The 24,322-nt window shown below is 72.9% G+C and carries 24 protein-coding genes; 6 read left to right on the top strand and 18 right to left on the bottom strand.

Going from position 1 to position 24,322, the window contains the following annotated elements; all coding sequences use genetic code 11:
* Positions 1-26 precede the first annotated feature (26 nt).
* The 3 genes from IE331_RS03885 to IE331_RS03875 all read right to left on the bottom strand — a co-directional run bounded on the left by IE331_RS03885 (position 27) and on the right by IE331_RS03875 (position 3,430).
* The gene (locus IE331_RS03885) at positions 27-1,835 is read right to left on the bottom strand and encodes a VWA domain-containing protein (protein WP_192140649.1); all 1,809 of its coding nucleotides are present in this window, start codon (positions 1,833-1,835) and stop codon (positions 27-29) included.
* A gap of 155 nt (positions 1,836-1,990) precedes the next feature.
* Entirely contained in the window at positions 1,991-2,446 is a 456-nt protein-coding gene (locus IE331_RS03880) for a CAP domain-containing protein (RefSeq protein WP_192140647.1), read from the bottom strand.
* A gap of 87 nt (positions 2,447-2,533) precedes the next feature.
* Positions 2,534-3,430, bottom strand: coding sequence for an oxygenase MpaB family protein (locus IE331_RS03875; RefSeq protein WP_201931018.1), 897 nt, complete (start codon positions 3,428-3,430; stop codon positions 2,534-2,536).
* 102 nt (positions 3,431-3,532) lie between these two features.
* On the opposite strand from IE331_RS03875, the gene IE331_RS03870 reads away from it, so the two are divergent.
* On the top strand, positions 3,533-4,312 hold the full coding sequence (locus tag IE331_RS03870) for a mechanosensitive ion channel family protein (protein ID WP_192140645.1): 780 nt from the start codon (positions 3,533-3,535) through the stop codon (positions 4,310-4,312).
* A gap of 69 nt (positions 4,313-4,381) precedes the next feature.
* Here the strand turns inward: IE331_RS03870 and IE331_RS03865 are convergent, their stop codons facing one another.
* Positions 4,382-4,615, bottom strand: a complete 234-nt coding sequence (locus IE331_RS03865; protein ID WP_192140643.1) for a hypothetical protein — start codon at positions 4,613-4,615, stop codon at positions 4,382-4,384.
* Positions 4,616-4,670: 55 nt separating this feature from the next.
* Between IE331_RS03865 and IE331_RS03860 the strand changes: the two genes are divergently transcribed.
* Positions 4,671-5,315, top strand: coding sequence for a TetR family transcriptional regulator (locus IE331_RS03860; RefSeq protein WP_201931016.1), 645 nt, complete (start codon positions 4,671-4,673; stop codon positions 5,313-5,315).
* A 35-nt stretch (positions 5,316-5,350) separates the two neighbouring features.
* On the opposite strand, the gene IE331_RS03855 is transcribed toward IE331_RS03860, so the two are convergent.
* From IE331_RS03855 to ligD (IE331_RS03830), 6 genes are all read right to left on the bottom strand, one after another.
* Positions 5,351-6,550 (bottom strand): HAMP domain-containing histidine kinase, encoded by a 1,200-nt coding sequence (locus tag IE331_RS03855; protein WP_192140639.1) that lies wholly within the window; start codon positions 6,548-6,550, stop codon positions 5,351-5,353.
* The gene (locus IE331_RS03850; protein ID WP_318646759.1) at positions 6,543-7,241 is read right to left on the bottom strand and encodes a response regulator transcription factor; all 699 of its coding nucleotides are present in this window, start codon (positions 7,239-7,241) and stop codon (positions 6,543-6,545) included. The genes IE331_RS03855 and IE331_RS03850 overlap by 8 nt, the downstream gene beginning before the upstream one ends.
* A 164-nt stretch (positions 7,242-7,405) precedes the next feature.
* Positions 7,406-7,831, bottom strand: coding sequence for a hypothetical protein (locus IE331_RS03845; protein WP_192140635.1), 426 nt, complete (start codon positions 7,829-7,831; stop codon positions 7,406-7,408).
* 131 nt (positions 7,832-7,962) lie between these two features.
* Positions 7,963-8,373 carry an SsgA family sporulation/cell division regulator gene (locus IE331_RS03840; RefSeq protein ID WP_225579518.1) on the bottom strand — a complete coding sequence of 137 codons (411 nt, stop codon included), beginning with the start codon at positions 8,371-8,373 and terminating at the stop codon, positions 7,963-7,965.
* Positions 8,374-8,527: 154 nt separating this feature from the next.
* Entirely contained in the window at positions 8,528-9,424 is an 897-nt protein-coding gene (gene ligD / locus IE331_RS03835; RefSeq protein ID WP_192140631.1) for a non-homologous end-joining DNA ligase, read from the bottom strand.
* 19 nt (positions 9,425-9,443) lie between these two features.
* Positions 9,444-10,379 (bottom strand): non-homologous end-joining DNA ligase, encoded by a 936-nt coding sequence (gene ligD / locus IE331_RS03830; protein ID WP_192140629.1) that lies wholly within the window; start codon positions 10,377-10,379, stop codon positions 9,444-9,446.
* A 76-nt stretch (positions 10,380-10,455) separates the two neighbouring features.
* Here ligD (IE331_RS03830) and ku point away from each other — a divergent pair, with 76 nt between their 5' ends.
* Positions 10,456-11,355 carry a non-homologous end joining protein Ku gene (gene ku / locus IE331_RS03825; RefSeq protein ID WP_192140627.1) on the top strand — a complete coding sequence of 300 codons (900 nt, stop codon included), beginning with the start codon at positions 10,456-10,458 and terminating at the stop codon, positions 11,353-11,355.
* A 20-nt stretch (positions 11,356-11,375) separates the two neighbouring features.
* Here ku and IE331_RS03820 read toward each other — a convergent pair whose 3' ends face one another.
* From IE331_RS03820 to IE331_RS03805, 4 genes are all read right to left on the bottom strand, one after another.
* Positions 11,376-12,443 carry an ABC transporter permease gene (locus IE331_RS03820; RefSeq protein WP_201931014.1) on the bottom strand — a complete coding sequence of 356 codons (1,068 nt, stop codon included), beginning with the start codon at positions 12,441-12,443 and terminating at the stop codon, positions 11,376-11,378.
* The gene (locus tag IE331_RS03815) at positions 12,440-13,345 is read right to left on the bottom strand and encodes an ABC transporter ATP-binding protein (RefSeq protein ID WP_192140625.1); all 906 of its coding nucleotides are present in this window, start codon (positions 13,343-13,345) and stop codon (positions 12,440-12,442) included. The genes IE331_RS03820 and IE331_RS03815 overlap by 4 nt, the downstream gene beginning before the upstream one ends.
* Before the next feature lie 22 nt (positions 13,346-13,367).
* On the bottom strand, positions 13,368-18,242 hold the full coding sequence (locus IE331_RS03810) for an NAD-glutamate dehydrogenase (protein WP_192140623.1): 4,875 nt from the start codon (positions 18,240-18,242) through the stop codon (positions 13,368-13,370).
* A gap of 76 nt (positions 18,243-18,318) precedes the next feature.
* Positions 18,319-19,110 carry a tryptophan 2,3-dioxygenase family protein gene (locus IE331_RS03805; RefSeq protein ID WP_192140621.1) on the bottom strand — a complete coding sequence of 264 codons (792 nt, stop codon included), beginning with the start codon at positions 19,108-19,110 and terminating at the stop codon, positions 18,319-18,321.
* Between the two features lie 46 nt (positions 19,111-19,156).
* Here IE331_RS03805 and IE331_RS03800 point away from each other — a divergent pair, with 46 nt between their 5' ends.
* Positions 19,157-19,627, top strand: coding sequence for a DUF2505 domain-containing protein (locus tag IE331_RS03800; protein ID WP_192140619.1), 471 nt, complete (start codon positions 19,157-19,159; stop codon positions 19,625-19,627).
* Positions 19,624-20,109, top strand: a complete 486-nt coding sequence (locus tag IE331_RS03795; RefSeq protein ID WP_192140617.1) for a DUF2505 domain-containing protein — start codon at positions 19,624-19,626, stop codon at positions 20,107-20,109. Before IE331_RS03800 ends, IE331_RS03795 begins: the two co-directional genes overlap by 4 nt.
* Positions 20,110-20,127: 18 nt before the next feature.
* Here IE331_RS03795 and IE331_RS03790 read toward each other — a convergent pair whose 3' ends face one another.
* Genes IE331_RS03790 through IE331_RS03775 form a run of 4 tightly spaced genes read right to left on the bottom strand, consistent with a single transcriptional unit; the run spans position 20,128 to position 23,746 of the window.
* Entirely contained in the window at positions 20,128-20,268 is a 141-nt protein-coding gene (locus IE331_RS03790) for a hypothetical protein (RefSeq protein WP_192140615.1), read from the bottom strand.
* Between the two features lie 7 nt (positions 20,269-20,275).
* Positions 20,276-21,910 carry an L-glutamate gamma-semialdehyde dehydrogenase gene (gene pruA / locus IE331_RS03785; protein ID WP_192140613.1) on the bottom strand — a complete coding sequence of 545 codons (1,635 nt, stop codon included), beginning with the start codon at positions 21,908-21,910 and terminating at the stop codon, positions 20,276-20,278.
* A gap of 32 nt (positions 21,911-21,942) precedes the next feature.
* Positions 21,943-22,293, bottom strand: coding sequence for a DUF6912 family protein (locus tag IE331_RS03780; protein WP_192140611.1), 351 nt, complete (start codon positions 22,291-22,293; stop codon positions 21,943-21,945).
* 1 nt (position 22,294) lies between these two features.
* Positions 22,295-23,746 (bottom strand): WS/DGAT/MGAT family O-acyltransferase, encoded by a 1,452-nt coding sequence (locus IE331_RS03775; protein ID WP_192140609.1) that lies wholly within the window; start codon positions 23,744-23,746, stop codon positions 22,295-22,297.
* Positions 23,747-23,844: 98 nt separating this feature from the next.
* On the opposite strand from IE331_RS03775, the gene IE331_RS03770 reads away from it, so the two are divergent.
* Entirely contained in the window at positions 23,845-24,321 is a 477-nt protein-coding gene (locus tag IE331_RS03770) for a hypothetical protein (RefSeq protein ID WP_192140607.1), read from the top strand.
* Position 24,322: the final 1 nt, after the last annotated feature.

Raw genomic sequence — 24,322 nt, 5'->3', positions numbered from 1 at the left:
GGAACCTGCAGAACGTAGAGCCTCGCTCACGAACGGCGGGCGCGCACCAGCACCACGGCCCCGCCCACAACGAACAGCGCGAGGGCCACCAGCGCCCAGGGCAGCAGCCCGGTGGAGTCCGACGCGGGAGCCGCGTCACCGGACTCCCCCGACTCCCCCGACTCCCCCGTCTCCGGCGTCGCGGAGGCGGACTCGGACGGCGCCGACCCCGCGTCGTACGCCGGGGCGCCGGTCGGCTCGCCCAGCACGTCGACGGTGACCGTCAGGGGGATCTCGCCACCACCGGTGTCCGGCCGGGCGCCGAGGTAGGTCGCGCAGTAGTAGGTGCCCGGGATCGACGCGGTCCGGTAGGCGGGCTCGTCGGCGTCCCGGTTGGCGTGCCGCACCGGCACGCTCGTCGCGCGCTCCGAGACCGCTCGGTCACCCCGGTAGCGCACGTTCGCCGTCGGGTCGCCGCGGATCTCGCCGCGGGTCGGGCTGTACAGCTTCAGCCACACCGGCGGCTCGGAGAAGTCCAGCGCCTCGTCCACCGCAGGGCTGCGGCCGTAGGTCACCTCGCACGCCAGCTGCTGACCCCAGTCCAGCTCGGCGGCGTAGATCAGGGTCTCGCCGGTCAGGATGGTGTCCCGGTAGACGCCCGGCTCGAGCACCGGGGCCGCGGAGTACGACGGGGCGCCGACGACCTGCTCCGCGCCACCGGCAGCGGACGGCCGCCCGCGTGCGTCCCGCTCGGTCGCCGGCGGCGGGAGGGAGCCGGCGTCGGTGACCGCAGGCTCGACGACAACGACCACCTCGAGCGGCTTCACGCCCTTCCCGCTGCCGCGCTCCACAGTGATCACGTACGGCCCCGGGCCGCACGCCTCGAGGTCCTCGGGCTCCACCAGGACCGTCGCCGACACCGGTGAGAGCACCTCGAACGCCCCCTGCGAGGTGCCCCGCTCCCGGGCGCAGGCGGCGGTCGACCCCGGCCCGGTGACCAGCAGCTCCAGCGACTCGGTGTCGGTGAGACCTGGCGTCGTCGGGCGGATGGTGGCGGCCGCGTGCAGCGTCGCGCCCTCGGGTACGTCGATCGCGTAGGTCTCGACCTCGTCGCCGTCGCCGATCGTGTCGAGGTACTGGCCCTGCTCGATGCTGGGCGCGCCCTCGGCCGTCGGAGCGCCCTCGATGGGCGTGCCCGCGGCCCGGTAGTCGCGGGCGGTCCGGGCCGAGAGCCGCTCCAGCTGGTTGGTCAGCGCGGCCGCGTCCGGCGCGTCGTAGTAGGTGCCGCGGCCGGCCTGGGCGATGCAGGTGAGCTGGTCCCGGGCGGCGCCGTCGACCTGGAAGCCGACCACGTCGACCCGGACGTCGAGCCCCTGCTGGGAGAGGTCGCGGGCGACCGCGCACGGATCGCCGCCGCAGGACTCCTCACCGTCGGAGACCAGCACGATCGTGCGCTGACCCTCCTCGGGCAGATCCCCGACGGACTGCTCCAGCGAGTACGCCAACGGGGTGTTGCCCGTGGGCTCGGCCCGGTCGACCGCCGCCCGCAGCGACCGCCCGTCGACCGGCCCGACCGGGACGACCAGCTCGGAGTCCCGGCACGAGCCAGGGCCGTCGGCGATCGTCGCTCCGTAGACCCGCAGCCCGACGGCCAGGTCACCCGGGAGCTCGCCGATCACGGAGTCCAGCGCGCGCGTCGCGGCTGCGAACCGGGTCCGCCCGCCGCCGGCCGGCTCCTTCATCGAGCCGGAGGAGTCGAGGACGAGCAGCAGCGACTGCTCTGCCGCGCCCTCCTCCGCCGCGCGGGCGGTCGGAGCCGCCGGGACGGTCCCGATCAGGACGGCCTGCGCGACCATCAGGAGCGCGAGGGCCCATCGGGTCGGCCAGCAGGTCGGACTGTGGGATGGGCCTGGTGTCGCGCCGGTCATCAACGAACCCCCGAGTCGGTGCCAACCGGCGCGCCACCCTCGGCCGCTGCCGGACGAATCGCCGCGAGTATAGGACGACCGGCTCAGTGCCGGCCGAACACCTGCGCGGCGTACCAGACGCCGTTGTCGCCCTTGCGGGCCGCGAGCCCGATCACCCGGAACCGCGGCTCGAGGATGTTCGCCCGGTGCCCGTCCGAGCGCATCCAGCCGCGCACGACGGCCTTACCGCCCGGGTAGCCGGCGGCCACGTTCTCACCGGCCCGGCGCAGTCCGCAGCGGCGCATGATCGGGCCGAGGTCCTGGTGGAACATCCGCTCCTGCCGTGCCATGCGGCGGGCCTGGCGGCGGGCGAAGCGCTGCAGGCACTCGCCGCCGCGGAGCCTGGTCAGGTTGCGGTCGGTGCGTTCGACGTTGGTCTTGTGGATCGCGGTCTTGGCGTAGCGCTGGGCGGGGCCGGCGAGTGCGGGCTGCCCGAGTCCGGAGACCACGACCAGCAGGGCGCTGGCGGCGGCGACGGCAAGACGGATGGTGGTGCGCATGGAATCTCCCTCACCCCCCACGGGTTCGGTCGGACGAGGGTAGACCTGTGGGACTGGTGGGATGAAATCCTCATGGGAAGCGGTGCGTCACACTCTCCGAGGGCAGTCCGGGAAGGTCCCCAGGCGCGCCACGTCGTACCCCGCCGGGTAGGACCGGACCCACGGCAGGTCGGCGACGGCGCTGGCCCGTCGCCGGGCCGGGAACGCCCGCAGCACCCGGCCCCGGGCCCGCAGCGCGGCCCGCGAGAGCCGGACCACCGCGGGCGGCGGCGCGCGGTAGCCGAACGCCTCCCGCAGCGGCTCGTCCATCAGCGCCCGGCTGAAGACCTCGACCAGCCGCGCCGCCGGCCGCGGGTGGAAGGTGAGCATGAGGGCGAGGGTGGCGTCCGCGACCCGCCGGGCGCCGGCGTCGAACCCGAAGTGCTCGGCCTCGTAGTCGTCCATCAGCGTGGCGAAGTCGTCGAAGGACTCCGGGAGGTCGGGGATGCCGAGGTGCCGGCCGAGCGTGCGGTAGTAGGCCACTGACGCGACCACCTCGCCCTCGTCGAGCGGGCGCTTGCCGTAGTCGTCGAGCCAGCGCTTCGGCACCACCACGAACGTGCTCAGCACGTAGCGCAGCTCGTGGTCGGGGATGTCGTAGGCCCGGTGCATCCGGTTGATCCGCCGGATCGCGGTGCGCGCCTCGGGGTCCTCGAAGCCCTTCGCGAACGGCACCTCCAGCAGCAGCGCGGTGTCGTCGTACCGCTTCTGGGTGCGCTCGGTGAACTCCCCCGTCTCGGCCAGCAGGCGACCGATCCCCGGCACGGCGTAGGTGCGGAAGAGCGCGAAGCTCAGCGCCTGGTTGAGGTCCCACGGGAACTCGTACGACGAGAGGTTGCGGTAGATCTCGACGAAGTCCACCCGCGGGTCGAGGGCGGCGTTCCGGGCCCGCCAGTGGTCGCGGCGCATCCTCGGCCGGCCGGGTGCCGGCAGCGACAGCCTCATGGGGACACGGTAGGGCAGAGGGATGAAAACGGACTTGTGGGGTACGAGGCATCAGCCCGGACGCCCGTCCGGGCGGATCCGTACTCTCGTCCGGGAGGTCAGATGTCCAGATCAACCCAAGCCGTCGACGTCGAGACGGGGCTGACCGACGCCTGGAGCTCCATCGCCAGCTTCGTGCCGAAGCTGCTGGTGTTCCTGCTCGTCCTGCTCGTCGCCTGGCTGATCGCCAAGGCGGTCTCCAAGGCCGTGGGGCTGCTGCTCGAGAAGATCGGTTTCATGCGGCTGCTCGACCGGGCCGGGGTGGACGACACCCTCCGCAACGCGCAGATCCAGCCGGTCTCGCTGATCACCAAGCTGGTCTACTACTTCATCCTGCTGATCGGGCTGCAGCTGGCCCTGACCGCGTTCGGCCCGACGAACCCGGTCAGCGCGATCATCAACGACATCGTGGCCTGGCTGCCGAAGGCGTTCGTCGCCATCGTCATCCTGATCGTCGCCGCCGCCGTCGCCGGCGCGGTGAAGGACATCATGGGGGCCAGCCTCGGCGGGCTCTCCTACGGACCGCTGCTGACGAAGATCGTCGGCGGGTTCATCATCGCGCTCGGCGTCATCGCCGCGCTGAACCAGGTCGGGATCGGCCTGTCGGTCACGCTGCCGGTGCTGATCGCGGTGCTCGCCACCATCGGCGGGATCCTGGTCGTCGGCGTGGGCGGTGGCCTGATCGGCCCGATGCGCCAACGCTGGGAGGGCTGGCTCGGCCAGCTCGAGCAGGACACCCGGGAGCACCGGGCGTCCGGCGGCACCTCGGCCGGAGCCACCTCGGCCGGCACCGGCTCGGCCGGCACCGGCTCGGCCACCACGCAGATGCCCCCGGTCAACTGACGGGAGCGACCCACGAGGGAGCCGGACGGCGGCGCGGCGGACCATCTGGTCCCCGCGCCGTCGCCGTGCTCAGCCCCGGTCGACGTCGGGGTCCGGCTCGTGCTCGGCCTGTGCCCGGCGGGCGGCGTCCCGGATCTCGAACAGCTCGGTCGCCAGCCCGCCGAGCGTGCGGGCGACGTCGCGCACCGCGCCCGTGAGCACGCCGCCCACCTGGCCCACCGCGCCGACGGTGGCCTCGACGGAGTCCTGGATGGCGTCCTTGCGGATCTCGCCGCGGCTGATGTGATCGCGTTCGGGAGTCATGGTGGGGCCCATCCTCGGGCAGCCGAGGGCCCCGCGACAACCTAGACTGCGCGGCGTGACGACCCAGTCGGCCGCCCCGGGGTCCCGCCAGGCGCGCAAGGAGCGCACCCGGCGGGCGATCCTCGACGCCGCACTGGACCTGCTGGTGGACGAGGGCTTCGCCTCGCTGAGCCTGCGCCGACTCACCAAGGAGGTCGGCATCGTCCCGACCGCCTTCTACCGGCACTTCTCCACCCTCGACGAGCTCGGGCTGGCGCTCGTGGACGAGTCCTTCGCGACGCTGCGGGCGATGATCCGCGAGGTCCGCCGCGACGCCCCGCCGCCGGACGAGCTCATCGACGCCTCGGTCGACGTGCTGTGCGCGCAGCTCGACGCGCACCCCACGCACTTCCGCTTCATCGCCCGCGAGCGGTACGGCGGGGTGCCGGTGGTCCGGGACGCCATCGCGCGCGAGCTGGACGGCATCGAGCGGGAGCTGGCCACCGACCTGGCCGGCATGCCCGGGCTGGAGCGGTGGGGGCCCACCGACCTGGCCGTCCTCGCCGGCCTGTTCGTCGACCTCATGGTCGCGGCCGCCGCCGAGCTGGTCAGCACCGAGGCCGGCCACCCGGACGTGCGCGCCGCCATCGAGCTGACCCTGCGCCGCCAGGCCCGGATGGTCGTCGTCGGAGCCGCCGGCTGGGAGCCGTTGGCGCCGTAGCCGCGAAGGTCCGCCCCCCGCGCGCGACGGGCAGGTCAGTGGCGGGGCAGCAGGACCATCAGCCCGGCCCCGTCGACCCCCAGGGCACCGGTGACCCGGCCGCCCAGCGCCTCGGCCAGCACCCGGGCCCGCTGGAGCGCCTCCTGCACCGCCTCGTCGAGCGGCTCGGTCTCGGGCGCCGCGCTGGTCACCCCGACCCGGACGTAGCGGTCCTGGCCGGCGAAGCGGAGCCCGACCGACTCCGACCGGCTCACCCGCACCGCGCCGAGCAGCGCGTCCAGCACCTGCTCCAGCGGGCCGGGCATGAGCCGCTCGGCGGCGCCGTTGTCGACGTGCACCCGCAGCTCCACCGACTCCCCCAGGTCGCTGCGCCACCGCTCGCCCACGGCCTCCGCGACCTCCCGCACGCTGACCTCGGACCAGGCCATCGGATTGCGGTCCAGCGTCCCGGAGAGCAGCTCGCCGAGCATGGCGTCCAGCCGCACCAGCTCGGCGACGCAGCGCTCGAGCACCTCGCGGGCGTCGACCGGCTCGCCGCCCGGCTGGAGCGCGTCCTCCAGCTCGAGCCGCAGTGCGGTGACCGGGGTGCGCAGCATGTGCGAGGCGTGCCGCAGCAGCGCGCGGTCCCGGACCATCCACTGCTCGACCTGTCCGGCGCCGAGCCGCAGCGCCTTCTCGATCGAGGCGACCTCCGGCAGGGAGGAGCGCGGGAGATCGAGGTCGAAGCGCCCGCGGGACAGGCCGCGGGAGGCCTCGGCCAACGAGCGGAACGGCGCCGAGATCCAGCGCGCCGCCGCGAACCCCACCAGGGCGGCGACCAGCACCAGCGCCAGGAGCAGGACCAGCAGCGAGGTGCGGTTGCCGGCCAGGGCCGCCGCGAGGTCGGCGGAGGCTCCGCGCACCACCACGCGCACCTCGCCCACCTCGGCCGCGCCCTCCTCGTGCTCGGCGGCGGCGTCGTAGTCGGCGCCGGAGGCCCGCAGCACCCGGTCCCCGCGCCGGTACTCCAGCATGGAGTCGGGTGCCACGAGGTCGGCCAGCGTCGCCTCGTCCACCGGCTGACCGGCGGCGTCCCGCTCGACCAGGACGACCGCGGCCATCCGGGCCTCGCGACCCAGCGCGTCCGCCGCCTGCGCGCGCACCAGGTCCTCGCTGGCGACCAGCCGGGCGATGCCGACGACGGTCAGCACCAGCACCGCGATCAGGACGAAGGCGGCGGTGAGCCGTTCACGCACCGGGCGGGTCCTCGAGTCGGAACCCGACCCCCCGGACCGCCACGACGCGCTCCTCGGCCCCGGCGTCCTCGAGCTTCTGCCGCAGCCGGCCGATCGTCACGTCGAGGGTCTTCGTGGAGCCGAACCAGTTCTCGTCCCAGACCTCGGCCATCAGCTGCGAGCGGGAGACCACCTTGTTGCGCTGCTCATCCAGCAGCGCGGCCACGTCGAACTCCTTGGTGGTCAGCGCGACCTCGTCCTCGCGCACGAACGCCCGGCGCGCCTCGACGTCCAGGCGCAGCCCCCCGGCACGCGGGGTCGGCGCGGCGTCCGGCACGGCGGTGGCCTGGCTCCGGCGGAGCAGGGCCCGCACCCGGGCCTGCAGCTCGGCGAGCCCGAACGGCTTGGCGAGGTAGTCGTCGGCCCCGAAGTCGAGCCCGACCACCCGGTCCATCTCGTCGCCCCGGGCGGTCACGATCATGATCCCGCCGGGATACCCCTCGCCGCGGGCCGAGCGGCACACGTCCAGGCCGTCCATGTCCGGGAGGCCGAGGTCGAGGATCATCAGGTCCGGCGAGGTGTTGCCGAGGTGGACCAGGGCCTCCTTGCCGGTCTGCACCCAGGCGACCTCGTACCCCTCGCGCTCGAGGGTGCGGACCAGGGGGTAGGCGATGTCCTGCTCGTCCTCGACGACGAGTACACGGTGTTCCACGGCATGGAGCATACGGCGGAACCGGCCTCCCCGAGGCGAACCCGCACCAACCGGGGCCGATCGGTTGAATCTTCCAGCACCGGCCGGTCGGGGCCACCGACGGTCACTCCGGGTGACTCGAGCGCGACCGCCGGTGGAGACTGAACTGGTGGCTCCGGACCCGTTCAGATCCGGTCGTCCACGCCCACGCGCGGCAGCGGCACCTGAGGCGGCGTCCCGTCCGGGCGCACCAGCACCCGCTCCGCCGCCGGTGGCTCGACCGGAGGCTCGACGGACCTCCGAGTCGGATCCGGCGCCGGCCTCGGTGCCGACTCCACGCGTGGCGCCGAACCGGGGGCGGCGCACCGCTCCGCCCCGGTCCCGGCCCTCTCCGCGCCCCTGCCGGGTGCTCGTGCCCCCCGCACGAGCACCACGACGCTCCCGAGCATCACCACCAGCGCCGGCACCCCCGTGACCAGCAGCTTGACGGCTGGATCCTCGACCAGTGCGAGGACCAGCAGGAGCAACATCAGGAGCCCGGTGACCGCCACCCCCAGCGGCGTGCCGGAGATCCGGCGAAGTCGGCTGGGCCGACTCAGCGTGATCTCCATGCGGGCTCCTCGATGTGGGCGTGCCCCCACGCTAGGAGGGTGCGACCCACATGCCGGTGACACCGGCTACACAAAGCCCCCACACCTGTCCCACGATCCCGGGCGGGCCCCACGATCCCGTGGCGGGACGCTCAGGCCAGCAGGCTGTCGATCAGCTCGTCCAGCGCCAGGTGGTCGCTCTCCCAGCCGGTCGGGACCAGGTCGAACGTGCGGCGCAGGAACGTCGAGACCTCGACCGCGTCGATGGAGACCTCCAGCGACCCGTCCGGGGAGGTGAGCTCGACGTGCACCACCCGGAGTCCGTCGGCGTCGGTGTCCGGGGTCACCCGCACGTCGCCGTCGCCGGCCGGCTCGGTCAGGCCGTGCCAGAGCACGTCCCTCGCCACCATCCAGACCACGCTGCCGGCGCCGGAGCTGAAGTCCAGCGCGACCGCGAACGGGTCCGTGGCGCGGTAGCCCATCCGGACGTCGAGGACGTGCCCGGGCGAGCTGAGGCACGGGGCGCGCAGGTCGAGGGAGAGCGGCTTGATGCCCTCGGACATCTCGGTCACGGCATGGCTCCTGGATCGTCGATCGCGGAGCGTGCGTCACCCGTGACCTCGTGCTTTACCCCCCGGTAGCAACAGCGTAGGTCGCGTCGGATCGGAAAGTGCAACTTTACAGAGGAAATTGACGGAATCCACAGACTGATGTGACTCAGTCGACGAACACGTCCCCCAGCTCGGCGATCCGCTCGAGCACGGCCTCGAAGCGGCACTGCTCGAGGGCGAGCGGGTCCTCCGCGCCGGCCTCGACCTCGGTCCAGGTCCGGGGGGTGGCGACGGTGGGCCGCTCCCGGCCGCGCAGCGAGTACGGCGCGATGGTGGTCTTCGAGCCGGCGTTCTGGGACCAGTCGAGGAAGACCTTGCCGGGTCGTCGGGCCCGGGTCATCGTCGCGGTGACCCGCTTCGGGTGCTCGGCCTGCAGCTCCTCGGCCACCTCCCGGGCGAGGGCCGTCGTGCCGTCGCTGTCCAGCTCGCCCGGCACCGCGGCGTACAGGTGCAGGCCCTTGCTGCCGCTGGTCACCGGCCGCGCCTCGAGCCCGCGCTCGGCGAGCTTCGCGCGGACCAGCAGTGCCACCTCGCTGCACTCGGGCAGCCCGGCCGGCTCACCGGGATCGAGGTCGATGACCAGGCGGTCCGGGTGCCGGGGCCGGCCGCGGGGGGTGACGGTCCACTGGTGGACGTGCAGCTCCAGGCTGGCCAGGTTGACCAGGTACGTCAGCGACGCCAGGCCGTCGACCACCGGGAAGCGCAGGGTGTCCCCGTGCCGGGACGACCCGCGGCTGCCCGTGGTCGGGACCTCCACGGTGCGCAGCCACCCGGGCGCACCGGCAGGCGCGTTCTTCTCGAAGAAGCTGTCTCCGTGCACGCCGTGCGGCCAGCGGATCCGGGTGACCGCCCGGTCCGCCAGCTGCGGGAGCAGCACCGGCGCCACCTGGGCGTAGTAGTTCAGGACCTCCCCCTTGGTGGTCCCGGTCGCGGGGTAGAGCACCTTGTCGAGGTTGCTGATCCGCAGCGTGCGCCCCTCGACCTCGGCCCGGATCTCGCTCATGGCTCCGCCACCACGTCTCTCATGGCTCCGCCACCAGGTCCTCGGGGCCGAGGTCGGCCCGCACCCCCCGGTACGACGGCTGGCGGAGCCGGCCCTGGGCGCCCAGCCCGAGCGACTCCACGTCGACCACCAGCACCGGCTCGACCCAGGTGGTGCCGCGCGCGTCCTCCCGGGGCACCTCGTCGAGGAACGGGCTCGTGGCGCGGGTCAGCGGGTCCAGGAGACCCCGCAGCACCGGCCCCACCTTCCCGGCGATCCCGCTGCCGACCCGGCCGCGGTAGCGCACGCCCCCGGGCGTCGGCTCGCCCACCAGCAGCGCACCGACCCGGTTCGTCGAGCCGGTCTCGGGCCGCCAGCCGCCGACCACCCACGACGTGCGCTGCCGGTGCGGGAACTTGAGCCAGTGCCGGCTGCGGGCGCCGTACTCGTACCGCGAGGACAGCCGCTTGCTCACGATCCCCTCCAGGCCCTGCTGCCGGGTCGCCTCGAGCAGCATCGTGCCGTCGTCGTACGTCGCGGGCACCTGCCAGCACACGTCGTCCAGCCCCAGCCCGTCGAGCAGCTCGCGCCGCGCGGCCAGCGGCTCACCGGCCAGCTCCCGCCCGTCGAGGCGCAGCAGGTCGAAGACCAGGTAGGTCACCGGGGCCCGCTCGGCCAGGACGGCGGCGCGGGTCGCGCTGCGCACGTGCATGCGCTCGGCGAGCGCGGCGAAGCTCGGCCTCCCGTCCGCGAGCGCCACCACCTCGCCGTCGAGCAGGAGGTCGCGGCCCGGGATCCCCCGCAGCTCCGGGTAGGAGACCGACACGTCGTTCTCGTTCCGGCTGGTCAGGCGGACGCCGGCCCCCGGGCCGCGGCGGACGTCGGCCAGGATCCGCATCCCGTCCCACTTCACCTCGTGCCGCCACCCGGCGCCCTCCGGGACCCGGGTGCCTCGGGTGGCGAGCATCGGACGCATGGAGGCATCCTGTCGCATCCGACCCGGCGATGGTCGATACTGCAGTGAACGCAAGTCACCTGGAGAGGCAACCCGCATGCGTGCGATCTGGAAGGGCGCGGTGTCGTTCGGGCTGGTCTCGGTGCCGGTCAAGCTGTACGCCGCCACCGAGAGCCACGACGTCTCGTTCCGGCAGGTGCACGCCAAGGACGGCGGCCGGATCAAGTACCAGCGCGTCTGCTCGCTCGACGGCGAGGAGGTGGCCTACGCCGACATCGCCAAGGGCTACGAGACCGAGGACGGCGAGATGGTGATCCTCGACGAGGACGACCTCGCCGGGCTGCCCTCGACCTCGAGCCGTGAGATCGCGGTGGAGAAGTTCGTGCCGCGCGAGCAGATCGACCCGATGCTGTTCGAGAAGTCCTACTACCTCGAGCCGGAGAAGACCGGGGCGAAGCCGTACGCCCTGCTGCGGCAGGCACTCGAGGCCGCCGACCGGATGGCGGTGGTCACGATCGCCCTGCGCCAGCGCACCAGCATCGCGGTGCTCCGGGTCCGCGACGACGTGATCGTCCTGCAGACGATGATGTGGCCCGACGAGGTGCGCACGCCGGACTTCTCCGTGGACGTGGGCGAGGTCAAGGACGCCGAGGTGCAGATGGCGACCATGCTCGTCGACACCCTGGCCGGCGACTTCGACCCGGCCGAGTTCGAGGACGACTACGCCGGCGCCGTCGAGGCGCTGGTGAAGGCCAAGATCGACGGCGGCGAGGTCAAGCGCACGCCCACGACGACCAAGTCCTCCGGCGAGGTGGTCGACCTGCTCGCCGCGCTGCAGAAGTCGGTCGCCGCAGCCAAGGAGGCCCGCGGCGAGGACGACGGTGACGCCAGCGACAGCGACAGCGACAGCGACAGCGACAGTGGCAAGGGCAAGGGCAAGGGCAAGGGCGCGGCGAAGAAGTCGGCCAAGAAGAGCGCCAAGAAGAAGGCGAGCTAGAGCCGGGCCGCACCGCCAGCTCAGGCACTCTCCCAGCGGAACAGCCTGGCCGCCGCCAGCGTCATCACCAGCGCGAACCCGGCCAGGACCGCCATCGGCGCCAGCGCCGCCGCCGCCGACTGGCCGCGCACCATCACGTCCAGCATCCCCTGGTTGAGGTGCCACAGCGGGAGCACCCGGCTGATCGCCTGCAGCCACCCGGGGGTGCCGTCGAGCGGGAAGAACGAGCCGCTGAGGAAGGCCATCGGCAGGACCAGGAAGTTCGCCATGTTCACCGCCCCCTCGGTGGTCCGCGCCACGGCGCCGGCCAGCAGGCCCAGGGACATGAAGCACAGCGTCCCCACCACCAGCAGCGGCACCGCCATCGGCCAGGCGCCGGCGAGCTGGAGCCCGAACGCCGCGGCCCCCAGGCCCACGAAGATCGCCATCTGCGCCAGCGCCACCGCCACGGTCACCGCCACCCGGGCCCCCACCACCGTGCGGGTCGAGACCGGTGCCAGCTGCAGCCGGCGCAGCAGCTTGCTCTGCCGCCACCCCTGGAGCGTTGCGGCCGCCCCGAAGCTGGCGCTCATCGCCACCGCCCAGCCGAGCAGGCCGGGGGTGATGAACTGGATCGCCTCGAGCGAGTCGTCCTCGACCCGCTGCATCTCCAGGTCGAACGCCGGCGGACGCCCGGACGCGGCCAGATTCGCCCCGTCGACGAACGCCTGGAGGGTCCCCCGCGTCATGGCGGAGGCGACCTGGTCGGTCCCGGTGTAGGTCGCGACCAGCCGGCTGCCGTCCATCTCGACGGCCACGTCGGCCTCGCCGCTGCGGACCAGCTCGATCGCCTCCGCCCGGTCGTCGGTGCGGGTGACCTCGAAGGTGTCCTCGAACGCCTCCCGGGCCCCGGCCGGCAGCTCGTCGAAGAGCCGCACCTGCCCCACCTCGACCAGTTCCACCTCGGACGCCCCCTGGTTGCCGAGGATCCCGCCGAAGAGCACGAGGAACATCAGCGGGAACACGATCGCGAAGAAGACCGCGGCCCGGTCCCTCAGGAAGCCGCGCAGGATCGCGCGGGAGAGGCTGGCGAAGCCCCGCCACCTCACGCGCGGTACTCCCGCCCGGTGAGGTCGAGGAACACGTCCTCGAGCGTGCCGGTCTGGACCCGGACCCCGTCCAGCTGCTCGGCCTCCGCGAGCCGGGCCAGCACCGCGGCCGGCGACCGGGTGGTCAGGACGGTGCCGTCGACCCGGACGGCCACGTCGTCGACCGCCGGCAGCGCCCCCGCCCGCACCGGGTCCAGCAAGCCCGGCCCGACCGTGATCCGGGTCGGCGCGTCCAGGCCCCGCACGAGGGCGGCCGGGGTGTCCAGCCGGAGCAGGCGGCCGTGGTCCACGATCGCCACCCGGTCGCAGAGCACCTCCGCCTCGTCCATGTAGTGGGTGGTCAGCACCACGGTGCGGCCGGAGTCGTTGAGGCCCGAGAGCAGGTCCCACAGGTTCCGGCGGGCCTGGGGGTCGAGCGCCGCCGTGGGCTCGTCGAGGAACACGACCTCCGGCTCGTGGACCAGCGCGCAGGCGATCGAGAGCCGCTGGGCCTGCCCGCCGGAGAGGTCCTCGACCCGGTCCCCGGCCTTGTCCGCCATGCCCACGCGCTCCAGCCAGCCGTCCGCCTGCGCCCCCGGCACGCCGTACAGGTCGGCGAAGGTGTGGATCTGCTCGCGGGCCGTGAGCCGCTCGAAGAACGACGACGCCTGGAGCTGGACGCCGATCCGCGGCAGGAGGTCGGCGTTGCGCGGCCAGGGTGGGAGGCCCAGCACCCGCACCGTGCCGTCGTCCGGGCGCCGCAGGCCCTCCATCATCTCCAGCGCGGTGGTCTTGCCGGCGCCATTCGGACCGAGGATGCCGAAGAACTCGCCCTCCTCGACGGTGAGGCTGACGCCGTCGACGGCGCGCAGCTCCCCGTAGACCTTGACGAGGTCGGTGACCTCGATCGCCGGACCGGTCATCGGTGACTCCTCGGAGCCGGGCTCAGGAGCTGGCGAGCAGGCTGCGCACCACCCGCAGGCCCACCGACATCCGGGCCAGGTCGGCCTCCTCGTCGGAGCAGATGTCCTCGAGGGTCTGGGCGGCCACGCTGACGACGTCGGCGTCGGCCTCCTCCCACCCGGCGACCCGGGCCGGGGCGGAGTCCTCGTCCGGGGTCGCGGCCAGCACCTGGGCGGTCAGCTGCGCGTGCACGGCGTGCAGGTCGTCGCGGAGCGCCGCCCGCGCCATCGTCTGCCACCGGTCGTCGCGGGGCAGCGCCAGGATCCGGGCCACCAGCAGGGGCAGGCCCAGCCGCTCGGCCAGCGCGAAGTGCACCCGGGCCACGTCCAGCGGGTCGATGCCCTCGCGAGCGGCCGTCTCGACGACGCCGAGGAGCATGTACGACGGGGGCAGCACGGCCACCCGCTCGGCCAGCGACTCGGGGACGTCCTTCGCGACCAGCGCGTCCCGGCGCTGCTCGAAGGCGGTCAGCTCCCGACCGGTCAGCAGCGAGGGCAGCTCGGCCATGACCTTCGCGATCGTCTCCTCGAAGAAGTCGACCGTCGCCTGGCTGTCCAGCGGGGCCCGGCGGTTGCTCACCAGCCACCGCGACGCCCGCTCGACCAGCGTCCGCATCTCGAGCCGCATCCGGGTCTGGACCTGGGCGGGCAGCCGGTTGTCGTAGGACGCCAGCTCCCGGCGCATCTCCAGGGAGCCGTAGATCTCCCGGGCCACGAAGTTGGCGCGGGTCAGCTCGGCCGCGGAGGCGCCGGTCTCCCCCGCCAGCCGAGGCCAGTAGGTCATGCCGGCGCCGTTGACGAGGTCGTTGACGACCTGGGTGACCACGATCTCCCGGCGCAGCGGGTGCCGCTCCATCTGGGCCTCGTAGTCGGGTGTCATCTGGCTGGGGAAGTAGCTGTGCAGGTCCTGGCGCAGGAACGGGTCGTCGGGCAGGTCCGAGGCCAGCAGCTCGTCGGCCAGCACGATCTTGGTCCAGGCCATCAGCACCGACAGCTCGGGGGTGTACAGGCCCTCCCGGCGGTCCAGCCGGCGGCGGACCTCCCGCGAGCTGGGCAGGTCCTCGAGCTCCCGGTTGAGGACGCCGCGGCGGGTCAGCTCCTTCATCCAGTGCTCGTGGACGTGCAGCAGGGGCGCCGCGTTGGCGGCGGCGTTGGCCAGGGCCAGGTTCTGCTCGTAGTTGTCGCGCAGCACCAGCTCGGCGACCTCGTCGGTCATCGCCGCGAGCAGCTCGTTGCGCTGCTTGCCGGTGAGGTCGCCGTCGTCGACGACCCGGTCGAGCAGGATCTTGATGTTGACCTCGTGGTCGGAGGTGTCGACCCCCGCGGAGTTGTCGATGAAGTCGGTGTTGATCCGGCCTCCGGCCGCGGCGTACTCGATCCGGCCCCGCTGGGTGAGCCCCAGGTTGCCGCCCTCGCCGACGCAGCGCACCCGCAGGTCCCGGCCGTCGACCCGGATCGGGTCGTTGGCCTTGTCGCCGGCGTCCGCGTCGGTCTCGGTCGACGCCTTCACGTAGGTCCCGATGCCGCCGTTCCACAGCAGGTCGACCGGGGCCAGCAGGATCGCCCGCATCAGCTCGGCGGGCGTCATCGAGGTGGTCTCCGCGTCGATGTCCAGCACCTCGCACACCTGGGGGGTGAGCGGGATCGACTTCAGCGACCGGGGGTAGACGCCGCCGCCCTCCGAGATCAGCTCGGAGTCGTAGTCCTGCCACGACGACCGCGGCAGCTCGAAGAGCCGGCGCCGCTCGGCGTACGACGCGGCCGGGTCCGGGGTCGGGTCGAGGAAGATGTGCCGGTGGTCGAACGCGGCCACCAGCCGGGCGGTCTCGGAGCAGAGCAGGCCGTTGCCGAACACGTCGCCGGACATGTCCCCGATCCCGGCGACGGTGAACTCCTCGGTCTGGCAGTCGACCCCCATCTCACGGAAGTGTCGCTGGACCGAGACCCAGGCCCCGCGGGCGGTGATGCCCATCGCCTTGTGGTCGTAGCCCACCGACCCGCCCGAGGCGAACGCGTCCCCGAGCCAGAACCCGTAGTCCTTGGCGACCCCGTTCGCGATGTCGGAGAACGTCGCGGTGCCCTTGTCCGCGGCCACCACCAGGTAGGCGTCGTCGCCGTCGTGCCGGACCACGTCGTCCGGCGGCACCGTCGCACCGTCGACCAGGTTGTCGGTGATGTCGAGCAGCCCGGAGATGAAGGTCTTGTAGCAGGCGACCCCCTCGGCGAGCCACCCGTCCCGGTCGCCGGGGTCGGGGAGGTTCTTCGCGAAGAAGCCGCCCTTCGAGCCGACCGGCACGATGACGGTGTTCTTGACCATCTGCGCCTTGACCAGCCCCAGCACCTCGGTGCGGAAGTCGTCGCGCCGGTCCGACCAGCGCAGGCCGCCGCGGGCCACCGGCCCGAAGCGCAGGTGCACGCCCTCGACCCGCGGCGAGTAGACGAAGATCTCGTAGCTCGGTCGCGGCTCGGGCAGGTCCGGGATCGCCGACGGCTCGAGCTTGAAGGAGATGTAGGTCTTGACCCCGTCCGCCTCGCCGGGCTGGAAGTAGTTGGTCCGGAGCGTGGCCCGGATGATGGTCAGGTAGGACCTCAGGATCCGGTCGTGGTCGAGGCTGACCACGTCGTCCAGGGCCCGGCCGAGCCGCTCCTCCAGTCCGGCGACCAGCGCCACCCGGGACTCGGCGTCCGCCGCCAGGCCGTCCTTGCCGGGTGCGAACCGGGCCTCGAACAGCTGCACCAGCAGCCGGGTGATGTCGACGTTCCCGCGCAGCGCGCCCTCGATGTAGTCCTGCGCGAACGGCGTACCCCCCTGGCGCATGTACTTCGCGTAGGCGCGCAGCACCGTCGCCTGCCGCCAGGTCAGCCCGGCGGCCAGCACGAGCGCGTTGAACCCGTCGATCTCGTTGTGGCCGTCCCAGACGGCACGGATCGCGTCCTGGAACAGGGCCCGCGACCCGGCCGGGAGGGCGTCGCCGTAGCGCAGCCCGAACTCGTAGATGTACGACGGCCGGGGCAGGCCCTCGATCTCGTAGGGACGCTCGTCGACCACCTCGACGCCCATCGAGCTCAGCATCGGCAGGATCTGGCTGAGCGACAGCGGCGCGCCGATCCGGTAGACCTTGAGCCGGGCCTCGCCACGGCCCGCGTCGACCTGCTCGTACATCGACAGGTCGATCCCGGTGTCGCCCTCGATGCCCTCCAGCCGGCCCAGGTCCACCGCCGCGGTGCGGGCCGGGAAGTCCTCCTTGTAGGCCTCCGGGAAGGACTCGACGTAGAGGCGGCCCAACCGGGAGCCGGTCTCCTCGCCGAACTGGCTGGTCACCGCGGTGTGGAAGTCGTCGGTCCACGAGCGGGCGGCCTCGACCAGGCGCCGCTCGAGGTCCGGCACGTCCACGTCGCCGATGACCTCGCCCTTGGGGGGTCGGACCACGAAGTGGACCCGGGCCATGTTGGACTCGCTGACCCGCGCCGTGAACTCCACCGACTCCCCGCCGAGGCGGTCCTCGAGGATCGCGGCGATCTTCTGCCGGACGGTCGTGTTGTACCGGTCGCGCGGCAGGTAGACCAGGCAGGAGAGGAACCGGCCGTAGGTGTCCCGGCGGACGAACAGCCGCAGCTGCCGACGCTCGCGGGTGTACATCACGGCCTCGGCGATCTGGGCCAGCTCCTCGACCGGGGTCTGGAAGAGCTCGTCGCGCGGGTAGTTCTCCAGGGTGTCCATCAGCGCCTTGCCGGCGTGGCTGTGCGGCTCGAAGCCGACCCGGTTCATGACCTCGGCGGCCTTCTCCCGCAGCATCGGGATCCGGGTCAGGGACTCGGTGTAGGCGGCGCTGGAGAACAGCCCGAGGAACCGGCGCTCCCCGACGACCTCGCCCTGCTCGTCGAAGGTCTTCACCCCCACGTAGTCGAGGTAGGCGGGCCGGTGCACGGTGGCGCGGGAGTTGGCCTTGGCCAGCACCAGCAGCGTCTTCTCGCGGGCCTTGGCCTTCACCAGGTCCGGGAGCTTGCCGAACGACGCGGACAGGTCCTGGTCGGCCCTCAGGATGCCGTGGCCGGTGCCGGGCAGGGCGCGCAGCATCATGTCCTCGGGGTCGTCCTCGTCGACCTCGAGCCGGTACTCCCGGGAGCCGAGGAAGGTGAAGTGGTCGTCGGCCAGCCACTGCAGCAGTGCCCGGCCCTGCTGGATCTCGGGCTCCGGCAGCGGCGGCGGGTCGGCCTCGAGCTCGTCGACGATGGCGAGCACCTGGGCCTTCATGCGGTCCCAGTCCTCGACCGCCTCGCGGACGTCGCGCAGCACGTCCTGCAGCGAGGCCTCGATCGCCGCGACGTCCTCGGAGTCGGCGATCCGGTCGATCTCGACGTGCATCCAGGACTCGCGGATGGTCTCCGGGCCGGAGTCCACGACCCCGTCCTCGGCGGCGCTGATCCCCTGCAGCTCGCCGGTGATGTCGCGGGACACCTCGAACTGCGGGTGCACGATCACGTGCAGGTTGCGCTGCTGGTTGGACAGCTCCATCGTGATCGAGTCGACCAGGAACGGCATGTCGTCGGTGACCACCTCGACGACCGAGTGCGCGTTGGCCGACCAGCCGTGCTCCTGCACGGTCGGCGTGAACACCCGGACCTGGGCGGTGCCCTGGGGCCGGTTGCCGGCGAGCCGGAAGTGGCTGGCCAGCGCCCCGTAGACGTCGACGTCGGTGCGGTCGACCAGGTCCTCGGGGGCCACGTGCCGGTAGTAGGTCCGCATGAGGGAGCCCACGAGGTCGACCGGCGGCCCGCCGGCGCCCTTGCGGTGACCGGCCAGGTCGACGGCCTTGGCGATCAGCTCGGACTTGTTGTCATCGAGGGTGTTCGACACACCTCGACACTAGGGCCGCAGGTGTGACCCCCACAACTCGCCGCGTCCGGGGGGCCGGCCCCCGATGCGATGGTCGCTAGAGGGCGGAGCGGAGCTCCCACAGCAACGGGTAGTAGCGCAGCCCCAGCCGGCTGCTCAGGTAGGCCGCCCCGGTGGAGCCCCCGGTGCCGGTCTTCGTGCCGATCATCCGCTCGACCATGACCACGTGCCGGGCCCGCCAGGCCGCCGCCAGCTCGTCGTGCTGCACCAGCCCCTCGGCGAGCACCCACACCTCCGGGTACGTCGACCGGTCGTGCGCCGCGGTGACCAGCGAGTCGCGCACCTCGTCCTCGGACCCGGTCGCCAGCCCCTGCTGGCGGAGCGCGTCGCAGAACCCGTCCCACAGCGTCGGCTCCTCCAGCCGGGCCGCCAGCCGGTGCTCCTCGTCCGCGGTCAGCCCCCGGAACCGGTCGACGTACGAGCGGTCCTTGGCGCCGGAGAGGAACTCCAGCTCGCGGAACTGCACCGACTGGAAGCCGCTGGCCGGGGCCAGTCGCTGCCGGAACTCGAGGAAGTCCTGCGGGGTCATCGTCTCGAGCACGTCGATCTGCTGGACCAGCACCCGCTCGATCACGTGCATGCGGTTCAGCAGGTGGCTGGCCCACCACAGGCGCCCGTCGTACATCGCCTGCCGGGCCGCGGTGGCCTCGTGCAGCAGCTGCTTGAACCACAGCTCGTAGACCTGGTGGATCGTGATGAACAGCAGCTCGTCGTGGGCCGGCGGGTCGGACTCGAGGTGCTGGCTGTCGAGCAGCTGCGGCAGCCGCAGGTAGCTCCCGTAGGTCAGCTGGGCGCCGTCCTCCCCGAAGGAGGTGAAGGTCTCGGTCATGGGCCGCACCGTAGCCACTCCCGGGCCGGGAGGACATGATGACCCCATGAAGCTCCAGCACTCAGTCAGGTACGACGCCCCGCCGGGTGAGGTCTACGCCATGCTCACGGACCCCGCCTTCCGGGAGAAGGCCTCGTGGGCGCAGGGCGCGGAGTCGGTGGACGTCACGATCTCGGGGACCACCGTGGCGATCGAGATGGTCCAGCCGACCCGCGACATCCCGGCCTTCGCCCGCACCTTCGCCGGCGACACGGTCCGGGCGGTCCAGGCCGAGGAGTGGGACGACGACCGGGCGGCCGCGTTCTCGGTCAGCAGCCCCGGCAAGCCGGCCGGGGTCCACGGCACCCGTCGGCTGGTGGCCGACGGGGCGGGCACGCTGGACACCTTCGAGGGCGAGGCCAGGGCGAGGATCCCCCTGATCGGCGGCCGGATCGAGGGCCTGCTCGGCACCCGGCTCAAGGACGGCTGGGACATCGAGCACGGGGTCGGCGTGGCCTGGCTGGAGGGTGAGCGGTGAAGCGGCTGGACACCGAGGTCGTCTACCCGGACGCCACCGTCGACCGGGTCGCGGCCATGCTGGCCGACCCGGGGTTCCGGGAGTCGGTCCTCGACCGGCAGGGCGTGCTGAGGCGCTCGGTCACCGTCGAGCCGGACGGGGCGGGGCGGACGGTGGTCCTCGACTACGCGCACGGCGTGGACCGGGTGCCGTCGTTCGCGAAGCGGTTCGTGGGCGAGGAGATCCCGATCCGGCAGGTGGAGTCCTGGGCCACGGAGTCCGGCGCCGACATCCACACGACGATCCCCGGCAAGCCCGGCGACATCACCGGCACCGCCACCCTCGAGCAGCGCGGGTCGGACGTCGTCCAGCAGGTCCGCCTCGAGATCACGGTCAAGCTGCCGCTGGTCGGCGGGAAGGTCGAGGACCTCGTCGCCGGCCTGCTCGACAAGGCGCTGCGCACCGAGAACTCCGTCGGCCGCACCTGGCTCGCCGCCCGCTGACGCGGACCCGGGCGAGGGTCAGCGGTCGAGGTCGCGGCGGCGCAGCACGCCGACGACGATCCCGAGCACCACGAACGGGCCGAACGCGATCACCAGCACCAGCGCCTGCTCGTAGGCGTGCAGCTGGCCCAGGTGCCAGGCGGCGACCGGGAGGCTCACGCCCGCCTCACTCGGCGGACATGTACGGGTAGCGGTAGTCCTTCGGCGGGACGAACGTCTCCTTGATGGAGCGCGGCGAGGTCCAGCGGAGCAGGTTCACCGGGGCGCCGGCCTTGTCGTTGGTGCCCGAGGCCCGGGCGCCGCCGAACGGCTGCTGGCCGACCACGGCGCCGGTCGGCTTGTCGTTGACGTAGAAGTTGCCGGCCGCGAAGCGCAGCGCCTCCCGCGCCCACGAGATGACCCCGCGGTCCTGGGCGATGATCGCCCCGGTCAGGGCGTACGGGGCGAACGACTCCATCTGCGCGACGACCTTCTCGAAGTCGCGGTCCTCGTAGACGTGGACGGCCAGGATCGGTCCGAAGTACTCGGTCGAGAACATCTGGTCGGTCGGGTCGGTAGAGGTCACGACCGTGGGCCGCACGAAGTAGCCGACCGAGTCGTCGACCTGGCCGCCGGCGACCACGTCGAGGGCCTTGTTGCGCTTGGCCCGGGTGATCGCCGACTTGTGCTTGGCGAACGCGCGGTCGTCGATGACGGCGCCCATGAAGTTGGAGAAGTCCGTGGGGTCGCCCATCGTGATCCCCTCGACCTCGGCCACGAACGAGTCGCGCATCTTCTTCCAGACCGACTTCGGCACGTAGGCGCGCGAGGCCGCGGAGCACTTCTGCCCCTGGAACTCGAACGCCCCGCGGATCATGGCGACCCGCAGCACGTCCGGGTCGGCGCTCGGGTGCGCCACGATGAAGTCCTTGCCCCCGGTCTCGCCGACGATCCGGGGGTAGGACCGGTAGCCGGCGATGTTCTCCCCCACCGTGCGCCACAGGTGCTGGAAGGTGGGCGTGGAGCCGGTGAAGTGGATGCCGGCCAGGTCCGGGTGGGCCAGCACCACCTTCGAGACGTCCAGGCCGTCGCCGGGCAGCATGTTGATGACGCCCGGGGGCATCCCGGCCTCCTCGAGCAGCTCCATCGTCAGGTGCGCGGCGAGCTGCTGGGTGGGCGAGGGCTTCCAGATCACCGTGTTGCCCATCAGCGCCGGCGCGGTGGGCAGGTTGCCGGCGATCGCGGTGAAGTTGAACGGCGTGATCGCGTAGACGAACCCCTCGAGCGGGCGGTGGTCGGTCCGGTTCCAGATGCCGGGGCTGTTGCGGATCGGCTGCTCGGTGAGGATCTGCTTGGCGTAGTGGACGTTGAACCGCCAGAAGTCGATCAGCTCGCAGGCGGAGTCGATCTCGGCCTGGAACGCGGTCTTGGACTGGCCCAGCACGGTGGCGGCGTTGATCCGCTGGCGCCACGGTCCGGCCAGGAGGTCGGCGGCCTTGAGGATGATCGCGCACCGCTCGTCGACCGGCATCGCCCGCCACGCCGGGGCGGCGTCGGCGGCGGCCTCGACCGCCGCCTTGGCGTCGGTCTGGGTGGCGTTGCGCAGCACACCCAGGACGTGCTGGTGGTCGTGCGGCTGGACGACCTTCGTCTCCGCGCCCCCGCCCATGCGCTTCTCCCCGCCGATGGTGGCGGTCAGGTCGTGCTGGCGTCCCTCGAGACGGTCCAGCTCGGCCCGGAGTGCCGCCCGCTCCGGGGTGCCCGGTGCGTAGGTGAGGTTCGGCTCGTTGGCCGGAGCAGGGGGGAAGGTGATCGCGTCCATGCCGCGATCGTCTCAGAGAAGTGAGGTGGCTCTCAAACGGCCCCGGAGAGCAGGCCCGGGATCTCCTGGGTCGCGTACCACCCGAGGTCGTCCTCGGGGTGCGCCGCGGGGTCGGCCAGCGTCTCGGCGTCGGCGTGCACGGCCACCACCCGCCGGAGCGGGATCGCCGCGTCGGCCTCCGCCTCCCCGGCCACGTCGGCCACCACGACCACCCGGCGGCCGGGTCCGGCGAGCAGCGCCGCCGACGCCTCGGCCGCCGCCATCAGCGCGTCGTACTCGGCCTCGACGTCGGCCGGGACGAACCGCTCCGCCCCCGGCGGCACGGCGCCGGCGGCGACGTGCCCGGCGAGATCGGCCAGCGTGGTGGCGACGTAGACCCGCATGTCAGTCCGGCTGCCCGGAGGGCTTCTTGGCGGCGGGCCGGCGCCGGCCGCGGGGTGCCCGGGGCCGGGCGTCGCTCGCGCTGTCGACCAGCTCGTCGAGGGCCTCGGTGAGGCACTGCCCGAGGATCGTGACGTCCGGGAGGGCGTCCCTGTCGGCGGTGATCCCGTAGTAGACGCCGCCGTCGTAGGAGGTGACGCCGATCGCGAGCGCCTGGTCGGGCAGCAGGGGCTGCACCGGGTAGGTCTCGACCATGCGGGCGCCGGCGGCGTACAGCGGGAACTGCGGGCCGGGCACGTTGGTCACCGCGAGGTGGAAGCCCTTGCGCAGCTGCTGGGCCGCCACCCGCGAGCCGAGCGCGTGGAAGGTCGTGGGCGCGAAGCCGGCGATGCCGGCCAGCCGGTTCGCCGCGACCGCGCGGCCGGTCTCCCCGTGCGCCTGGAAGGCGTAGGAGACCTGGTGCAGCCGCACCACGGGGCTACCCTCGCCGACCGGCAGGGCGACCAGGTGGCCGGCGATCTGGCTGCCGAGCGAGGTCGCCTCGAGCTCGTCGTCGATCACCGACATCGGCACCATCGCCCGCAGCTGCCGCATGGCCCCGGCCGGGGTGCCGCGTGCCGTGAGCCAGGCCCGCAGCGCGCCGGTGACCGTGGCCAGGACCACGTCGTTGACCGACCCGCCGTGCACCTGGCGGATCCGCCGGTAGTCCTCGAGGTCGGTCCGCACGGTGACGAACCGGCGCTGCTCGGACAGGGCGGCGTTGATCGGCGAGTCGAACGTCGGGCGGCGGTTCGCGAGCGCATTGGCCACGTCGCCCATCCGGTCCCGGACGGTCTCGACTCCCCGCAGCGCGGCCTCGGCGGTGCTCCGGCCGGTGGCCAGCAGGGTGCCCGGGTCCCGCACGTTGTCGCGCAGCGCCGCGGCGGCGAGGCGGACCGGCGATGGGGCGCGGCGCGGGGCCCAGTCGTCCCGCCCCAGGGTCTTGGGCTCCGGGCCGGTGTCGAGCAGCACCTGCCCCAGGTCCACGGTCTCCACGCCGTCCACCAGGACCTGGTGGGACTTCGACAGCACGGCCACCCGGCCGTCCTGCGGTCCCTCGATGAAGTAGACCTCCCACAGGGGCCGGTGCGGGTCGAGCGGCCGCGACATGATCCGGCCCACCAGCTCGAGGAGCTGCTCCATCGTCCCGGGCCGCGGCAGGCCGGAGCGACGGACGTGGAAGCCGAGGTCGAAGCGCTCGTCGTCGACCCACACCGGGTTGGCCAGGCCGCCGGGCACCCGCTGGAGCCGCTGCCGGTAGCGGGGCACGAACGCGATCCGGTCGGCGATCAGGACGACCAGCGCGTCGTACTCCAGGCCGGCCTCGAAGATCTCGAGGGTCGCGTTGTGCATGGGCGTGGCCGGCGACTCAGCGGACAGGAAGGCCAGGTCGCTCGGCCTCAGTCGCTCGCTCACTCGGCTCACCCCTCTCGTGGGCGGCAACCGCCCGCGTGGGATTCTGGCAGAACGACGAACCACGGCCCGGCATCGGGTCCAGCCTCGGAGGAGACGACGTGCCGCTGCGCAGCACGACCAGCACCACCAGCACCACGAGCGCCACCAGCATCATGGCCGCGACCGCCCTGCTCGCCCTGACCGTCCTGGGCGGGTGCGCCGCGCAGGACGACGAGGCGAGCCCGACCGAGACCGCCTCGGCGCCGGCCGGCTCGTCGGGCCCCGACGGGACCGAGGAGAGTCCCACCCCCGAGCAGACGCCGGAGGAGCCGGAGGCGCTCACGCTGGAGATCACGATCTCCGGGGGCGAGGTCACTCCCAACGGCAAGCGGGTCGAGGTCGGCGTCGGCGAGCCGGTGCGCCTGCGGATCGACTCCGACGTCGCCGGTGAGCTGCACGCCCATGCCACGCCCGAGCAGGAGGTCTCGTTCGGGGCCGGCACCTCCCAGCGGACGCTGCGCTTCGGGCAGCCCGGGGTGGTGGACCTGGAGCTGCACGAGCCGGCCCGGGTCGTGGCCCAGTTCGAGGTCCGCTGAG

The organism is Nocardioides donggukensis (genome assembly GCF_014842875.1).
Taxonomy (GTDB): Bacteria; Actinomycetota; Actinomycetes; order Propionibacteriales; family Nocardioidaceae; genus Nocardioides; species Nocardioides donggukensis.
The sequence above is the reverse complement of the archived record's forward strand: the minus strand, read 5'-3'. Positions and strand labels throughout refer to the sequence as shown.

Excerpts from the sequence above, each read along its gene's own strand:
- IE331_RS03885 (WP_192140649.1), bottom strand. The coding sequence starts at position 1,835 with ATGGTCGCGCAGGCCGTCCTGATCGGGACCGTCCCGGCGGCTCCGACC.
- IE331_RS03880 (WP_192140647.1), bottom strand. The coding sequence starts at position 2,446 with ATGCGCACCACCATCCGTCTTGCCGTCGCCGCCGCCAGCGCCCTGCTG.
- IE331_RS03875 (WP_201931018.1), bottom strand. The coding sequence starts at position 3,430 with ATGAGGCTGTCGCTGCCGGCACCCGGCCGGCCGAGGATGCGCCGCGAC.
- IE331_RS03870 (WP_192140645.1), top strand. The coding sequence starts at position 3,533 with ATGTCCAGATCAACCCAAGCCGTCGACGTCGAGACGGGGCTGACCGAC.
- IE331_RS03865 (WP_192140643.1), bottom strand. The coding sequence starts at position 4,615 with ATGACTCCCGAACGCGATCACATCAGCCGCGGCGAGATCCGCAAGGAC.
- IE331_RS03845 (WP_192140635.1), bottom strand. The coding sequence starts at position 7,831 with ATGGAGATCACGCTGAGTCGGCCCAGCCGACTTCGCCGGATCTCCGGC.
- IE331_RS03840 (WP_225579518.1), bottom strand. The coding sequence starts at position 8,373 with ATGTCCGAGGGCATCAAGCCGCTCTCCCTCGACCTGCGCGCCCCGTGC.
- ligD (WP_192140631.1), bottom strand. The coding sequence starts at position 9,424 with ATGAGCGAGATCCGGGCCGAGGTCGAGGGGCGCACGCTGCGGATCAGC.
- ligD (WP_192140629.1), bottom strand. The coding sequence starts at position 10,379 with ATGCGTCCGATGCTCGCCACCCGAGGCACCCGGGTCCCGGAGGGCGCC.
- ku (WP_192140627.1), top strand. The coding sequence starts at position 10,456 with ATGCGTGCGATCTGGAAGGGCGCGGTGTCGTTCGGGCTGGTCTCGGTG.
- IE331_RS03815 (WP_192140625.1), bottom strand. The coding sequence starts at position 13,345 with ATGACCGGTCCGGCGATCGAGGTCACCGACCTCGTCAAGGTCTACGGG.
- IE331_RS03805 (WP_192140621.1), bottom strand. The coding sequence starts at position 19,110 with ATGACCGAGACCTTCACCTCCTTCGGGGAGGACGGCGCCCAGCTGACC.
- IE331_RS03800 (WP_192140619.1), top strand. The coding sequence starts at position 19,157 with ATGAAGCTCCAGCACTCAGTCAGGTACGACGCCCCGCCGGGTGAGGTC.
- pruA (WP_192140613.1), bottom strand. The coding sequence starts at position 21,910 with ATGGACGCGATCACCTTCCCCCCTGCTCCGGCCAACGAGCCGAACCTC.
- IE331_RS03780 (WP_192140611.1), bottom strand. The coding sequence starts at position 22,293 with ATGCGGGTCTACGTCGCCACCACGCTGGCCGATCTCGCCGGGCACGTC.